We start from the raw sequence: 15842 nt of genomic DNA, 5'->3' as shown, positions 1-15842 counted from the left end.
TATCCTGTCCTGCGGCCTCGAGCCAGCTCGGGACGGAATACCTGTCTTCTCAGCCGATCGACATCAGGCTGGCATTGCCGCCGGCGGCCGCGGTGTTGGTGGAGAGACTGACCTCGGTGACCAGCCGGTCGAGATCGTAGCAGCCGTCGCTGGCGCGCGGCGTGACGAGCGGGACGATCGGTCCGGGGCGCGTGGCGAGGTCGCGGCCGAGCGCGATCAATTCATCCGCCTCGCCGTCGGAAAGCACGGCCTGCAGATCGCGGAGAGCCCGCCAGCTGTCGACGATCCGCAGGCGGCCGCGCAGCCGGCTGGTGAGCGGTCCCAACACGGCACAAGCAGGGCTGGCGCGTTCGACGAACGCGTCGTTTCCGGTCATCAGAATGACGCCGATCTGGACCAGCAACGCCTGCTCGCTTCTCGCCAGTGCAGCGACGACGCCGCGCGCGGTGATGCGATAGATGTTCTGTTCGCCGACGGGTCCTGGCAACTCGATCTCGAGGCCGGCCAGCACCTGGGGCCCATGCGCCTCGCACGCCAGCGCCGCCTCGGCATGTCCGCTGGCGCGCAACCCGTCGAGGTAAGAGCGCAAGACCGCGTCAGACTGCGACGCCATGAGCCGCTGGCGCGGCGGCATCGCGAACAGCCGGCGCAGATACAGCGGACCGCCGGCCTTCGGCCCGGTCCCCGACAGGCCGGAGCCGCCGAATGGCTGCACGCCGACCACCGCGCCGATGACGTTGCGGTTGACGTAGATGTTGCCCGCCGCGCTGCGGCCCGACGCCCGCGCAATTGTCTCCGTGATCCGCGAGTGGATGCCGAAGGTCAGGCCATAGCCGGTGAGATTGATCGCGTCGATGAGGTCAGCGAGCTGCTCGCGACGGTAGCGCAGCACGTGGAGGACGGGGCCGAACACCTCGCGCTCGACATCGAAGATGTTGGCGATCTCGATGATGGTCGGCGCAACGAAGGTCCCGTGCGCCGCCTGCGGCGGCAGCGGCAGCTCGTCCACCGCATGACCGCGGGCGCGCATCGACGCGACGTGAGCGGAAATGGTGTCGCGTGCCTCGTCGGAAATCACCGGCCCGACGTCGACGGACAGCAGGCTCGGATCGCCGAGCTCGAGCTCGGCCATGGCGCCACGCAGCATCGACAGGATGCGGTCGGCGACGTCGTCCTGCAGGCACAGGATGCGCAGCGCCGAACAGCGCTGGCCAGCGGAGTCGAAGGCGGAAGCGATGACATCGCCGACAACCTGCTCTGCGAGCGCCGAGGAATCCACGATCAGCGCGTTTTGGCCGCCGGTCTCGGCGATCAGCGGCACGGGCTGTCCATGGACGGTGAGGCGCTCGGCAAGCTGTTTCTGGATCAGCCGCGCGACGTCGGTCGATCCCGTGAACATCACGCCCTGCACGCTGTGATCGCCGACCAGCGCGGCGCCGACGCGGCCGTCGCCCGGCAGCAATTGCAGGACATCCGCCGGCACGCCCGCCTCATGGATGATGCGCACCGCCTGGGCGGCGATCAGCGGCGTCTCCTCGGCAGGTTTCGCCAGCACCGGATTGCCGGCCGCGAGTGCGGCTGCGACCTGGCCGGTGAAGATCGCGAGCGGAAAATTCCACGGGCTGATGCAGACCACGGGGCCGAGCGGCCTGGGAATGTCGCCGTCGGGCAGCGCTTCGATCTCGCTTGCATAATAGCGCAGGAAATCGACGGCTTCGCGCACCTCGCCGACGGCGTTCGCAAAGGTCTTGCCGGCCTCGCGGACGATCAAGCCGATGAGGACGAGACGACGCGCCTCCATCGCCTCGGCCGCGGCACGCAGGCATGCGGCGCGCGCGCGCGGGCTGGTCGCGGCCCAGGCCGGCGCGGCCTTCGCCGCACGCGACAGCGCCGCCTCGATCTCGGCAGGCGCGGCATCCCTGACCGCGCCGACGACGTCACGGCGATCGGCGGGATTGCGAATGCGGCGCGCGCCTTCGCTGGTGGTCGCTCCGGGCGCCGCAGCCGTCCAATCGAGGCTCGCGCTCGTGACCAGGCCTTCGCCGAGACGCGCCAGCGCGCGCTGATCGGAGAGATCGAAGCCGGCCGAGTTCACGCGGCCCGGGCCGAACAGGTCGGGCGGACGCCTGATCTTGTCGTGGGCTGCGCCCGGACGTTCCGAATTGCGAACGACAGCGACCGGATCTGCGATCAGATCGTCGACGGAGACGGCGGGATCGGCGATGCGGTTGACGAAGGAGGTGTTGGCGCCGTTCTCCAGCAGCCGGCGCACCAGATAGGCCAGCAGCGTCTCATGCGAGCCGACCGGGGCGTAGATGCGGCACGGGCGGCCGAGCCGTGCCGGCCCGACGACCTCCTCATAGAGCGGCTCGCCCATGCCGTGCAGGCACTGGAATTCGTACTGGCCGCGCTCGTAGGTGGGGCCGGCCATCTCGACGATCGATGCCAGGGTTCGCGCATTATGCGTCGCGAACTGTGGGAACACGGCGTCCGGCGCGCGCAACAGCTTGCGGGCGCAGGCGAGGTACGACACGTCGGTATGGCTCTTGCGGGTGAAGACCGGGAAGTCCTCCAGGCCATCGACCTGGGCGCGCTTGATCTCGCTGTCCCAATAGGCGCCCTTGACGAGGCGCACCATCAGCCGGCGCTGCGAGCGCCGCGCGAGGTCGATGAGCCAATCGACGACGAAGGCGCAGCGCTTCTGATAGGCCTGGATGACGAAGCCGATGCCGTTCCAACCGGCGAGGTCCGGATCGCGGCAGAACGCCTCGAGCAGATCGAGCGACAAATCGAGACGGTCAGCTTCCTCGGCGTCGATGTTGAGGCCGATGTCGTAGCGCCGCGCGAGCAGCACCAGCTGCTTCAGCCGCGGCAGCAGCTCGCCCATGACGCGGTCGCGCTTGATGCTGACATAGCGCGGATGCAGCGCCGAGAGCTTGATCGAGATGCCCGGCCCTTCGTAGATGCCGGCACCGGCCGAGTGCCGCCCGATCGCATGGATCGCCGTCTCGTAGGCCGCGAAGTAACGCGCGGCGTCGTCCGCCGTCGTCGCCGCCTCCCCGAGCATGTCATAGGAGTAGCGGAAGCCCTGCGCTTCCCACGGCCGGCCGTTGGACAGCGCCTCGTCGATGGTCTGCCCCGCGACGAACTGTTCGCCCAACAGGCGCATGGCGAGCGTCACGGCCTTGCGGATGATCGGCTCGCCGCCGCGGGCGATGAGCCGCGTCAGCGCCGAGGCCAGGCTGTCCTCGCTGGCAGCGGCCGTCAGCGTGCCGGTGACGATGAGGCCCCAGGTCGCGGCGTTCACCAGCAGCGACGGGCTGTGCCCGATATGGGCGCGCCAGTCGCCGGTCGCGATCTTGTCGCGGATCAACGCATCGCGCGTCGCGGTGTCCGGAATCCGCAGCAGCGCCTCGGCCAGGCACATCAGCGCCACGCCCTCCTGGCTCGACAGCGAATATTCGTGGATCAGTGCCTCGACGCCGCCGGATTGCGCCTTGCCGCGCAGACGCAGCACGAGATCCCGCGCCAGACCGGCAGCCCGCGCCGACGCTGCCTCCGGCAGCGCGGCGAGATCGAGCAGCGGGGCGATGCATTCCGGCTCGGCGCGGCGATACGCCGAGGTGATCGCAGCGCGCAGCCCGCTCTGGCGCTGGACCTGGGCATCGAACGCGGCGAACGGTCGGGGCGACGATTGCGACAAGACCCGTCTCCTCTGAAGCGATCCTCGTCACTCACCGCGCATGCACGGGACCTGAGAGCAAGGGGCGAGCGACGGATAGCGCTACCGCCCGATCAACTGATCGGCATAGTAGCCGATGGTCTTGCGGTAGATCACCGCCCTGTTCCACTCGCGCATCGCCTCGAAATTCGCCGAGCCCTCGTCATAGGGCGCGCCCATCTTGAAGCCGTTGCTGTGCAGCAGGTTGGCGGTCGAGGCCAGCACGTCGGCGGTGGAGTGGCGCAGATCGACGCGGCCGTCGCCATCGAAATCGACGCCGTATTTGATGTAGGACGACGGCAGGAACTGGGTCTGCCCGATCTCGCCGGCGAACGCGCCGACGAGGTCGCGCAGAGTGAGATCGCCGCGCTGGACGATCTTCAGCGCCGCCAGCAACTCGCCCTGGAACAATTCGGTGCGGCGGCAGTCATGCGCCAAGGTCGCGAGCGTGCGGATCACCGGCAGCTTGCCCATGTCACCCTTGCCGAAATCAGTCTCCAGCCCCCAGATCGCGACCAGGATCTGGCGCGGCACGCCATATTGCTGCTCGATGCGCGACAGCAGCGCCGCGTGCCGTTGCAGCATGGCGCGGCCCCCATTGATGCGGCCCGCGCCGACGCGGGTCGAGACGTACTGCTCGAAGCTCTTGTTGAAGGTGTAGCGCTGGCGGCGGTCGAAGGCGAGCACGGCCGGATCGAGCGTCACGCCCGACAGCGCCTGGCTGATCGTGCCGCCCGAGACGCCGGCGCTCTGCGCCTCCGCCGAGACGCCCGCGATGAAGGTATTGAAGTCGCCGCCGCAGCGCGCCGCCTGCGCGGTGCTTGCCGCTGAGAGGGCCGAGAACGAGGCCGCGAGCAGCACGGCAAGACGACGCAAGAGCATGCGGGATCCTTCGTCAGTTCAGAGCTTCGTGATTCCAAGTGCAGCGCGATCATGGCACGGGCGAAATGCTCGCGTCAAAACTGCGGCGGCGTGCCGCAAAGCGCCGATCACGGAGCCGGTGCGCTCCCTCTCCCGCCTGCGGGGGAGGGTTGGGGTGGGGCAGCCGCAACGGCGGTGCACGCGGAGGGAAATCCCCCACCCGCATTGCATCTTCCGATGCGATGCGACCTCCCCGCAAGCGGGGAGGTGTACACTGCGCACGCGGCAAGATGCATGATCACCCCCTGCCTGCAGCTTCCATCACCCCCGCTTGATCCTCGTCAACACCGCGCCATCATGACTCCCTAGGCTCCACGGCCGAAATGGAGACGACGCCATGATCGGGATTACGCTATCTGCCGACCAGATCCGCTCGGCGCCACCGGAGGTGCGGCGCTGGATCGAGCATCAGGTGCTGTCGGGCCTCGGGCTCGGCCCGGAGGCGCCGCCGACGCCTGCCCTCCCCGCCCAGAGCACGCATCTCGTCGCCTGCAGCGTCGAGGATGCGGCGAAGGTCCTGGCGCAGATCCAGAGCGCGCTGCCGGCGGTGAACGTGTTCTTCGAGTTCGGCCGGCCGGGCATTGCGATGGGCCAGCCGCCGATCATGATGTTCCGCCTGATCGACATCCTGCATCACACGCGGCTGCAGAACATCGGCCAGGTGATGGCGTCGCTGGAGATGATCAACAAGGCGCTGATCGAGGTGAGGCACGATCCCTCGGTGCGCTTCTGCGGCTTCGACAATGAGGGCCACTGCCTGATCGCGCCGGAGACGCAACGTGCCATCGCCAGCGTCTGGCAGAGCGTGATCGCCAGGCAGCATGGCGTGGCGGAGGGCGAGGCGGCGTGAGGGCTGCGGTGGGCCGAGGCTACGCGACAGAGACGGCCGTCGATTTGAGTCTGTGGTGTTGAGCATGGCGCCTTGTTCCGTCATTCCGGGGCGCTCTCTCCGCAGCAAATCAGCAAAGCTGATTTGCTGCGGAGAGAGCGAACCCGGAATCCGGAGCTGAGGAACGCATCTGCATACCAAGCTCGAGATTCCGGGTTCGCTCGCTGGCGCGAGCGTCCCGGATTGACGGCATGAGGTGAGATCACGGCTCGTATCCCGACGAGGTCAGCCTGCCTGTCCCGAAACGACGCGCCCTCGCCGCGACACAGCCATGTCCGCCCCAGGCGGCTCGGGCCTTGAGCCTGCCGCCGTCGATGCTACGATATCATTGTCGTTCACGATCCCATCGGGAGATCGCCGATGCAGCACAATCAACGCCAGCGCCGATTGCTCCAGATCCCTCTGTTCCGCCTGCTCGCGATCAACCTCGCGCTCGGCCTCGGCATGGCCGTGGTGCTGGTCGGCGGATTGCTGCTGCTCGATCCCTGGGGCCTGCGTCACCTGATCTTCGCCGACCACTCGCCCGGCGTCGCCATCGGCCTCTTGCTCGGCTCGTTCTTCGTCACCTTCGGCTCGACCGCGATGGGCACCGCCATCATGGCGCTCGGCCGCAGTGATGATGAGGACGGTCCGAGCGGCGGCACCCGGGTGCATGCCCAGGTCAAGGTGCGGCGGCGTTAGAGTCGAACTGTTGCTGCACAGACGGTGCGCTCCCTCGCCCCGCTTGCGGGGAGAGGTGAAAAGCTGAGCTCGGCGCGAGATCCTCTCAATCGTCGCCTCACCAATGCCCCCTGCGCTTGTTCCAGGCGAACAGCACATCGGCAAACCGGTCATAGCCGAAGCGCGTCAGCGGGCGCACCAGGCGGTTGCCGAACAACGTCGCCAGCCAGCCCTCGCCCGGCGTCAGCGCCCACAGCAAGAGCGCCACGTCGGCGCCGGTGATCAGCTGCCCCTCCTCGTCGGTGGCGTGCAGGCGGCGGCGGACGTCGTCGACGTCGACACCGAACTCAGCCAGCGCCTGCGGCTCCTCGTTGATGTCCTTGAACGCGACCCGCCCCGACTTCACCAGCGCCAGGAGCTTGTTGCGCTGCCAGTCGATGCCGGCGTCGCAGACCGGGCAGCGCGTGTTGTACCAGATGGTGAGTTGGGGCATCGACATGGGCTGCATTCGCGGCGGGGTGAGACGTCCACGATGAACGCACTTTCATCCGGCAAAATCGAGGAGTTTCGGGATCCCGCCGGCCGGTCCGTGATCGCTCTGGCTGCCCCGCCGATTCCGCGAAAACCATATGACAAAAAAGTCAAATTCGGGCAGCGGATAAGCATTTTCTGGCATTGACCGGACCGGCCCCGCCGCCGTAAAGCGCCATCCATGGCGAAAAAACCCGGCTCCAATCCCAAAGGCGAATTCGCCTTCTTCAACGTGACCTACGAGGACGGCTCGCAGCGCTCCAACCGCCGCGTCCCGGCCGAGCTGCTCGGCGGCCTCGACGGCGACGAGCCCGCCCGCGGCTTCATCATGGAGCAGGACCGCGACATCGCCGAAAAATCCGGCCGCCCGCCGCTTCAGATCAAGTCGCTGGAGCGCGTCGGGGCGAAGAAGAAGTAGATCAGCCGCGCCGCCGTAGGGTGGGCAAAGCGCGCAGCGCGTGCCCACCATCAGGTGCCTGCCGCGACACTCGGTGGGCACGGCGCGCCACATCGTCCCCAGCCTAACCACCGTGCCAGCGCCTTTGCCCACCCTACGGCAGTGCGCTATGCCGCTTGCTTCTGGCGCTCCCGCAACAGAGCGCTGTCGCCAGCGTCCATCTCCCTCGGCCGGTTGATCAGACTGACCAGCGTGTAGCTGATGATCAGCAGCAGAAACCACGAGCCGAGCTTGGCCGGCGACACCATGGTCCAGCCATGCGCCTGCTGCGGATAGAGCCAGACCCGCGTGAAGGTGCCGACGTTCTCCGATAGCCAGATGAACAGCGACACCAGGAAAAGCCCGAGCAGCAGCGGCATCGCGCGGTGCACGCGCCAGACCTTGAAGTGAACCGTCGCCGGCGCAAACAGCAGCGCCGCCCAGCCGAACAGCACCAGCCGCAGATCGAGCCCGTAATGGTCGGTGAAGAAGTTGAGGTAGACCGCCGCGCTCAAGCCGATCAGCCAACGCCGTGACGGATGGCCGGTGAAGCGGAAGTCGAACAGGCGCCAGACGCGGCAGAGATAGCTGCCGATGCAGGCATACATGAAGCCGGAGAACAGCGGCACACCGCCGAGCCGGATCAGGCTCGGCTCGGGATAGATCCAGGAGCCGGTCGCGGTCTTGAACAGCTCCATCACTGTCCCGACGAGGTGATAGATCAGGATGATCTTCGCCTCCTCCCAGGTCTCGAGCCTTGTGGCGAGCAGCGCGGCCTGAACACCGAGCATGCAGAGAAAGAGGAAATCATAGCGCGCGAGCGGCGCGGTCGCCGGATAGAACTGCCACGTCAACAGCATCAGCGCCACCGCGATGCCGCCAAACAAGCAGGCCCAGCCCTGCTTCACGCCGAAGCGGAGGAATTCGTAGAGGAAGGTGGTCGAGGGCGTTTCAGCTGCGCGCGCGGCGAGACGTGCTTCAGCGGCGATGAAGGGACGCAGCGGCACCCAGATGGCGGCGGCGCTGGCGCGCGCTGCGGCCGATGAAAACTCGTCGTCATGCATGGGAATCGGCTTCCGGTGAGACGCCAATTCCTAGCAGTCGATCGCCCAACGCCGTGTGCGCAAAGTTCGGCCAATTGCGGCAAGGATCCGGACATTTGCGGACAACACGTCGTGTCGGCCCAACCGTGACACCTCGACGCCGCCCTTCGTCATTGCGAGCGAAGCGAAGCAATCCAGAGTCGTGCGCGCAGCCCTGGATTGCTTCGCTTCGCTCGCAATGACCGACAACTAAAGTATGCAACACGAACTACGCGGGCACCGCGTCCAGCGACAATTGGATGCGCATGCTCACTCCCCTTGAGACTGCAAAAAGAGCATCGGCTCTTCGTAGCCGCCCTCTACACTCTCGTCGCCGCGGAAGCGGCTGAATTCGAGATGGCCATCTTCGAACACATCGATCTCGAGCCGCTCGCCTACCAACGTCACCGACAGGCGGATCGTATCGGGGCGCGTTCGTTCAATGAAGAAGTGAAGGCCGAGTTTGTCGAGCAGGCGCATGGTCGCGAACAGAGTCGAGGACATCGGAAGCTCTTCTTTCGTGCGCTGGAACCATGAGCAGAACAAACAAAAAGACGGGCCTTTCGGCCCGCCGTTGATGTCTCTATGGATTGCCGGGTCAAGCCCGGCAATGACGACAAAGATCGAACGTCAATTAGTTATCCAAGAAGCTCCGCAGCTTCCTTGACCGGCTCGGATGCTTCAGCTTCCGCAGCGCCTTGGCCTCGATCTGACGGATACGTTCGCGCGTCACCGAGAACTGCTGGCCGACTTCTTCCAGCGTGTGGTCGGTGTTCATGCCGATGCCGAAGCGCATGCGAAGGACGCGTTCCTCGCGCGGGGTGAGCGAGGCCAGCACGCGGGTGGTGGTTTCGCGCAAGTTCGACTGGATCGCGGCGTCGATCGGCAGGATCGCGTTCTTGTCCTCGATGAAGTCGCCGAGATGAGAGTCCTCCTCGTCACCCACGGGGGTTTCGAGCGAGAGCGGCTCCTTGGCGATCTTCAGGACCTTGCGCACCTTCTCGAGCGGCATGCCGAGCTTCTCGGCGAGTTCCTCCGGGGTCGGCTCGCGGCCGATCTCGTTCAGCATCTGGCGCGAGGTGCGGACGATCTTGTTGATCGTTTCGATCATGTGCACGGGGATGCGGATGGTGCGGGCCTGATCGGCGATCGAGCGGGTGATCGCCTGCCGGATCCACCAGGTGGCGTAGGTCGAGAACTTGTAGCCGCGGCGGTACTCGAACTTGTCGACCGCCTTCATCAGGCCGATGTTGCCTTCCTGGATCAGGTCAAGGAACTGCAGGCCGCGGTTGGTGTACTTCTTGGCGATCGAGATCACCAGACGGAGGTTGGCTTCCACCATCTCCTTCTTGGCCTGACGGGCCTCGCGCTCGCCCTTCTGCACCGAGTGCACGATCTTGCGGAACTCGCCGATCTCGAGACCGGTGAGCGCAGCCATGGCCTGCACCTCCTGGCGCAGGTCCTTGATGCGGTCCTTCTCGTAGTGGACGAAGTTCTTCCAGCCCTTGGCGGAGAGCTTGGAGACGCGGTTGAGCCAGCGCGGATCGAGCTCCGAGCCCTGGTAGTTGCGCAGAAAGTCCTCGCGCGCCACGCCGTGGGAGTCGGCCAGGCGCATCAGCCGGCTCTCGAACGAGACTAGCTTCTTGTTGATGTCGTAGAGCTGCTCGACCAGCGAGTCGATGCGGGCCTGGTTGAGGCGCAGCGACTTCACCTCGACGATGATCTCGTCCTTGAGCTTCTTGTACTTGCGCTCCTGCGACGGCGACAGCGACTCGCTCTGCAGCTGGTTGGCGATGTCCTGCTCCTGCAAGCGGCGCAGCTTCTTGTACTCGGACGCGATCTTGTCGAAGGTCTCGACGACCTTCGGCTTCAGCTCGGCCTCGATGGCGGCGAGCGACATCTGGTTCTCGAATTCGTCGTCGTCCATGTCGGCTTCGGCCGCCGCCTCGCCGGGGTCCTTCTCCTCGGCGGGCGCGCCGTTCGGCGCGGCACGGAACGGGGTCGGCTGCTGCGGGGCGGCCGGCGGCGCCACCGCGGCCTGGACGTCGCCGCCCTCGGCCGGAGCGCCCTCGCCATTCACGGGCGCGGCGATCTGCGGATTCATGCCGCCCTTGGCCTCAGGGCCGGCATAGGTGGCTTCGAGATCGATGATGTCGCGAAGGAAGATCTTGCCTTCGTTGAGCTCGTCGCGCCAGATGATGATGGCCTGGAACGTCAGCGGGCTTTCGCAGAGGCCCGCGATCATCGCCTCGCGGCCGGCCTCGATGCGCTTGGCGATGGCGATTTCGCCCTCGCGCGACAGGAGCTCGACGGTGCCCATCTCGCGCAGATACATGCGCACGGGATCGTCGGTGCGCTCGCCGGGCTCCGACTTCTTGACCTCGGTGACGGCCTTCTGGGTGATCTCGACGAGCTCGTTGTCGGTCTCGTCCTCGCCGTCGTCCTTCTCGTCGGAGTCGTCGGCCTCCTCGGCCTCGGTCACGTTGATGCCCATGTCGGAGAGCATCGACATGATGTCTTCGATCTGTTCCGGCGAGGTGGTGTCGGAAGGCAGGACCTCGTTGAGCTGATCAAAGGTCACGAAGCCGCGCTTCTTGGCCTGCTTGATCATCTTCTTGACGGCGGCGTCCGACAGGTCGAGCAACGGCGAAGGCGCATCGGCGGCGTCCTTCTCGGGAGCGTCGGCCGCCTTGTCGTCCTTTTCCTTGTCCTTCACCTGCAGCGTCTTTGCCTTCGTGGCCATTCATTGCTCCCGAAACGCGCCCGCTCCGCCCATGGCATCTTCGCCCTTGGCATCGCGGCGCCCGCCTGCTCTACTCAAACTGTTCTCGACGCGGAAAGGGCGGCGCACTTTTAACGTCGCCACCCCCTGAAGTCTGTCGCTGGTGTCGTCCCGTTTTCGGACCGGCGCGCGTTTCTTGCAAAAGCGATACCGGTTTTGCAATCGAATCCGGCACCCGACATGCAAGCGCGGTGTCCGACAGCGAAACCAACCCATCTGCTGCAGAAAATGCCCCGGACCTCTTAAACTTCGATTAACCCTGTTTTTGCAGCCAAACCATGGATTTGGCGAGTCTTTTCGCGCGGACCGGACCCCGCGCGGGCGGACCGGGCCGAAATGTGCTCAACTGGCGACTGGGCGCCGGGCGTCCAGTCTACACGTTGCGGTTGGTACGTCCGGACAGTTCCCCGAAGCCTTCGATCAGCGCTTCGGTGCCGTCCATCTCGGCCATCCTGGCCTTCACGTCCCTCAACCAGCCCATGTTCGGCTCGCTCGGCTCCTCGCCCAGCGCCAGCTCGGCATCCTTCAATTCCCTAAGTAAGGAGTGCCATTGCCGATGCAAGGCAACGAGCTGATGCCAGGTCGCAAGAACGTCATCGCGCGCCGCCCCCGACTTGGTCGCCCACACCGCCGCGGTCGTGATCGCCCGCTCAACCCGTTGAAGAAGCTCAGAAAAGCCAGACTTCTCCAGATCGGCCCGCATCTTCTCGGCCTGCTCGTCCGGGTCCGGCGAATGGTGGTGGTCGTGGGCGAAGGCGGCGATGACGGCAGCGCGGAGCTTGTGCGCCTCGGGATGGGCCAGCTCCAGCGCGGCGACCTCCTCCAGGTGATCGTGCAGGAGCCAAGGGTGGTTGATCAGGCACTGCAGGATCAGGGCCTCCCGGCGCGAGATCGCCGAGCGCTGGCCGCGCATGATCGGGCTCATGGCGAGCTGCGGGCTGGCCGCCTGGTAGGGGCCGCGGGCCATCGCCGGGCCTGTGGATGGCGGTCCGCCGCGGCGGCCGCCCCCTGTGGATAACCGCCCCGATTGTCCGGAACCGGGACTGCGGGGGCTAAACCGCCGTCCTGATTCGGCACCGTAGCCGCGGCCAAAGCCCCGGCCGCCGTCTGGGGCGAACGCCCGGTACAGCCGATCGCTGAGGTCCTGCTTGTAGTAGCGCCGTACCACCTCGTCGGCGATGCCGCCGGTGAGCTGGCCGATCCGCGCCTCCAGCGCGGCGCGGCGCTCCGGCGTGTTGAAGCTGCCGCCCTCGACCTCGCGCGACCAGATCACCTCGGCCAGCGGCTTTGCGACTTTGAGCACCTCCTCGACCGCGCCGCGGCCGCCGGAGCGGACGAGGTCGTCGGGATCCTGTCCTTCCGGCAGCAGCGCGAAGCGGAGACTCTTGCCGGGCTTGAGATGCGGCAAAGCAAGGTCCGCGGCACGATAGGCCGCCTTCTGGCCGGCGCGGTCGCCGTCGAAGCACAGGATCGGCTCGTCGACCATCTTCCAGATCAGCGAAAGCTGGCTCTCGGTCAGCGCGGTGCCGAGCGGCGCCACGGCGCCGGCGAAACCGGCCGCCACCAGCGCGATGACGTCGACATAGCCCTCGACCACGATCATCGGCGCGCCATTATGCGCGGCCTGGCGGGCGCTCGGCAGGTTGTAGAGGTTGTCGCCCTTGTGGAAGAGCGGCGTCTCCGGCGAGTTGAGATATTTCGCCGGCACGTCCTTCTGCAGCGCGCGGCCGCCGAAGGCGATGACGCGTCCGCGGAGGTCGGTGATCGGGAACATCACGCGGTCGCGGAAGCGGTCGTAGGGCACCGGAATGTCGTCGCCACCGACCAGCAATCCCGCCTCGACCATGTCGGCCGCCGGCACGCCCTGGGCGCCGAGATATTCCTTCAAGCCGAACCGATCCGGCGGCGCGTAGCCAAGCCGGAATTGGAGCTGCGTCTGCGGCAGGATCGCGCGATCGGCAAGATAGCCGCGGGCGCGCGCGCCATGACGGGACGCCAGCGTGTCAGAAAAGAACTTCGTCGCCAGCTCCATCACGTCATACAGCGTCTTGCGCTGGCGCTCCTGGCGCGCCGCGTCGGGCGTCACCGCCGGCAGCGCCAAGCCGGCGACCCCCGCCAGCCGCTCGACGGCTTCGGGGAAGCTGCAGCCCTCGGTCTCCATCACGAAGTCGAAGATGTTGCCGTGCTTGCCGGACGAGAAGTCGTGATAAAAACCCTTCTGGTCGTTGACGTAGAAGGACGGCGTCTTCTCCTGCTGGAACGGCGACAGGCCCTTCCACTCGCGCCCTGCCTTCTTGAGCTTGACGCGCTTGCCGACGACGTCCGAGACCGGAAGCCGGGCGCGCAGCTCATCGAGAAATTCCGGCGTGAAGCGGGCCATGAGCGGGGCGGAGGTCCTGTGGTGAAGGCCTAGGCATATAGGCACCCGCGTACGAAATGTGAACTTCCTCCGGCTTGTCCGGGCTATTCACAGGCCGGATCGATCCTCCGGTCATTCCGGGGCGCCCGCAGGGCGAGCCCGGAATGACCGCGTGGAGAGACCGGGTCACGGCGCCAGGAAGCGCCCCGAGACGATGCGGCCGGCTTCGTCCACCGCCCAGTTGTAGACATAGGTCCAGGCTTGGCTGACGCTGCCGTCGGCCAGCGTCACGGCGAGGCACCGGCGCAGATATTCGGTCGGCGCGGCGAAGCCTTCGCCGCAGGCCTCGTACATGTCGAACTCGCGCAGCATCGGCTCGGGCTGGCGCAGCCGGAACAGCTCGCCATGGACGAGATCGGCCGCGTCATCGGACAGCACCAGGCCGGGATAATGCTGGATGCGGTAGAGCCGGGCGCGGCAGCTGGCCTCGGCGACGAAATCGGCATTGGCTGACAGCAGCCGCGCCATCGGATGGTCGAAGCCGCGCATCAGGGTGCCGTAGACGAAGAGAAGATCAGTCATGGCCCGTCTATAGCGGCGATCGCCGGTGATGCGAAGCGCCCGGCCGCGCCCTGCTCCGCTCAGGCAGCCATGATCTCGTCGCTGACGACGTGAAATTTGGTCAGGGTCATCAGGCCAAACGAGGTCGACAGCGCGACGTCGGCGGCGTCCCGTCCGGTCGCCATCAGGATGCGACCAATGCGCGGGACGTTGTGGCGGGCATCGAACGTGTACCACCGGCCCGAGAGATAGACCTCGAACCAGCCCGAGAAATCCATCGGGACCGGGTCCGGCGGCACGCCGATGTCGCCGAGATAGCCGGTGCAATAGCGCGCCGGAATGCCCATGCAGCGGCAGAAGGTCAGCGCGAGGTGGGCGAAGTCGCGGCAGACGCCGGCGCGCTGCTGATAGACGTCGTGCGCCGACTTCATGGCGTGGGCGTGCTCATAGCCGAAGGTGACGTGGCTGTGCACGAAGTCGCAGATCGCCTGCACGCGCGCCCATCCCGCCGGCGCACGGCCGAACAACGACCACGCGACCTCGGCCAGCTTGTCGGTCTCGCAATAGCGGCTCGGCATCAGATACAGCAGAAGCTCATCGGGCAATTGTTCGATCGGCAGTTGCTGGGCGCCGGGATCGATGGCGTCCGGCCGCCCACTGTCGCGGACGATGGCGCTGCCATGGAAGGTGACCCCGCCGGCCGGCGCCACCAGGCGTCCACAGAGATTGCCGAAGCTGTCGTTGTAGAACTTGATCGGCACCTTCGGCTCTGTCGTGATCGTCTCGGTGCCGACGATGTCCGGAAAGCGCGACGGATGGATCGACAGCATGATCACCATCGGCGTCGCCGCCGGGGCCGCATAGGCGATCTCGAATCCAACCTTGATCAGCATGAAGCCTCCCTGCCTCGTTCGGGCGGCACGATGCGCCAGCCTCATCCAGCCCGGACCGTAGGCCGATTGCGAACTTCTGTCTTGTGAATGATCGCCAGAATCAGCATCGTTTGGGCGACCATCATGATGTCCGCCGGCCAAATCCTCATCTGTCTGCCCAATCCGAGATCGGTCTGCCGCTTCATGAAGCAACGAGAGGCAGCATGACCGTGTCCGGCACGAGCAACACTCATCTACTCCTTCAGCCAGACGAAGTTCCGCCTGTGCTCGAGCGCAACGCCGGTGGCGCGTCGGCCTTGTTCTTCACGTGCGATCACTACGGCCGCCTGCTGCCGCGCGCACTCGGCGATCTCGGCCTGCCCGAAAGCGAGCTCGAGCGGCACATCGCCTGGGACATCGGCATTGCCGAGGTCGCGGAGCAAGTATCGCGGGCACTCGATGCGCATCTGGTGGCGCAGCGCTATTCGCGTCTGGTGATCGACTGCAACAGGTCACCGAAGGCGCCGAACTCGATTCCGATGATCAGCGAGCGCACCACGATCCCCGGCAATGAGGGCCTGACGCATGAGGACGCCGACCTGCGGCGGCGCGTCATCTTCGATCCCTATCACGACCGGATCACTGACGTGCTCGATGCGCGCAAGGCCGCCGGCCGGCCGACCATCCTCGTCTCGCTGCACAGCTTCACGCCAGTCTATGCCGGCATCGCGCGGCCCTGGCACATCGGCACGCTGTACCAGCACGACCGCGTGCTGCCGCCGCTGCTGTTGAAGGCGCTGCGGGCCGAGCCCGATCTCGTGGTGGGCGACAACCAGCCCTATGCGGTCGGCGACGGCACCGACTACACCATCCCCGTGCATGGCGAGGCGCGCGGGCTGATCAATTCCGGCATCGAGATTCGTCAGAACGAAATCGCCGAGCCCGAGGGCCAGCAGCGCTGGGCCGAGCGGCTGATCCGCATTCTCGGCGAGATAGAGGTCGAGCTGCGCAGCAAGGGTCTCGCGTAG

Annotated in this window: 13 protein-coding genes; 4 read left to right on the top strand and 9 right to left on the bottom strand. The window is 66.4% G+C overall.

All coding sequences use genetic code 11. From position 1 onward, the window contains the following. Positions 1–49: 49 nt before the first annotated feature. Positions 50–3703, bottom strand: coding sequence for a trifunctional transcriptional regulator/proline dehydrogenase/L-glutamate gamma-semialdehyde dehydrogenase (gene putA / locus QX121_RS20870; RefSeq protein WP_315812914.1), 3654 nt, complete (start codon positions 3701–3703; stop codon positions 50–52). An 81-nt stretch (positions 3704–3784) separates the two neighbouring features. Next, the gene (locus tag QX121_RS20865; RefSeq protein WP_315779244.1) at positions 3785–4603 is read right to left on the bottom strand and encodes a lytic murein transglycosylase; all 819 of its coding nucleotides are present in this window, start codon (positions 4601–4603) and stop codon (positions 3785–3787) included. 376 nt (positions 4604–4979) lie between these two features. Here QX121_RS20865 and QX121_RS20860 point away from each other — a divergent pair, with 376 nt between their 5' ends. Both QX121_RS20860 and QX121_RS20855 read left to right on the top strand, forming a co-directional pair. Continuing rightward, positions 4980–5492: a hypothetical protein gene (locus tag QX121_RS20860; protein ID WP_315777704.1), complete on the top strand. Its 513-nt coding sequence runs from the start codon at positions 4980–4982 to the stop codon at positions 5490–5492. A gap of 399 nt (positions 5493–5891) precedes the next feature. Further along, positions 5892–6212: a hypothetical protein gene (locus QX121_RS20855; RefSeq protein WP_315736399.1), complete on the top strand. Its 321-nt coding sequence runs from the start codon at positions 5892–5894 to the stop codon at positions 6210–6212. A 97-nt stretch (positions 6213–6309) separates the two neighbouring features. Here the strand turns inward: QX121_RS20855 and QX121_RS20850 are convergent, their stop codons facing one another. After that, positions 6310–6684, bottom strand: a complete 375-nt coding sequence (locus QX121_RS20850; RefSeq protein ID WP_315779389.1) for a thiol-disulfide oxidoreductase DCC family protein — start codon at positions 6682–6684, stop codon at positions 6310–6312. Positions 6685–6903: 219 nt separating this feature from the next. Here QX121_RS20850 and QX121_RS20845 point away from each other — a divergent pair, with 219 nt between their 5' ends. Continuing rightward, positions 6904–7140 (top strand): hypothetical protein, encoded by a 237-nt coding sequence (locus tag QX121_RS20845; protein WP_008963614.1) that lies wholly within the window; start codon positions 6904–6906, stop codon positions 7138–7140. A gap of 146 nt (positions 7141–7286) precedes the next feature. Here QX121_RS20845 and QX121_RS20840 read toward each other — a convergent pair whose 3' ends face one another. The 6 genes from QX121_RS20840 to QX121_RS20815 form a co-directional block, all read right to left on the bottom strand. After that, positions 7287–8222 (bottom strand): DUF817 domain-containing protein, encoded by a 936-nt coding sequence (locus tag QX121_RS20840; RefSeq protein WP_315812913.1) that lies wholly within the window; start codon positions 8220–8222, stop codon positions 7287–7289. 288 nt (positions 8223–8510) lie between these two features. Continuing rightward, positions 8511–8744, bottom strand: a complete 234-nt coding sequence (locus tag QX121_RS20835; protein WP_315779248.1) for a hypothetical protein — start codon at positions 8742–8744, stop codon at positions 8511–8513. A gap of 130 nt (positions 8745–8874) precedes the next feature. Next, positions 8875–10983 (bottom strand): RNA polymerase sigma factor RpoD, encoded by a 2109-nt coding sequence (gene rpoD / locus QX121_RS20830; RefSeq protein WP_315736396.1) that lies wholly within the window; start codon positions 10981–10983, stop codon positions 8875–8877. Positions 10984–11395: 412 nt separating this feature from the next. After that, positions 11396–13402 (bottom strand): DNA primase, encoded by a 2007-nt coding sequence (gene dnaG, locus QX121_RS20825; protein WP_315812912.1) that lies wholly within the window; start codon positions 13400–13402, stop codon positions 11396–11398. 165 nt (positions 13403–13567) lie between these two features. Further along, the gene (locus tag QX121_RS20820) at positions 13568–13963 is read right to left on the bottom strand and encodes a gamma-glutamylcyclotransferase family protein (protein WP_315812911.1); all 396 of its coding nucleotides are present in this window, start codon (positions 13961–13963) and stop codon (positions 13568–13570) included. 59 nt (positions 13964–14022) lie between these two features. Further along, positions 14023–14835, bottom strand: coding sequence for a transglutaminase family protein (locus QX121_RS20815; RefSeq protein WP_315736393.1), 813 nt, complete (start codon positions 14833–14835; stop codon positions 14023–14025). A 203-nt stretch (positions 14836–15038) separates the two neighbouring features. On the opposite strand from QX121_RS20815, the gene QX121_RS20810 reads away from it, so the two are divergent. Continuing rightward, a complete protein-coding gene (locus QX121_RS20810; protein ID WP_315812910.1) occupies positions 15039–15842 on the top strand; it encodes an N-formylglutamate amidohydrolase in 804 nt (267 codons plus the stop codon).

This window comes from Bradyrhizobium sp. SZCCHNR2028 (genome assembly GCF_032380995.1).
GTDB lineage: Bacteria > Pseudomonadota > Alphaproteobacteria > Rhizobiales > Xanthobacteraceae > Bradyrhizobium.
This window is presented reverse-complemented; position numbering and strand designations above follow the sequence as displayed.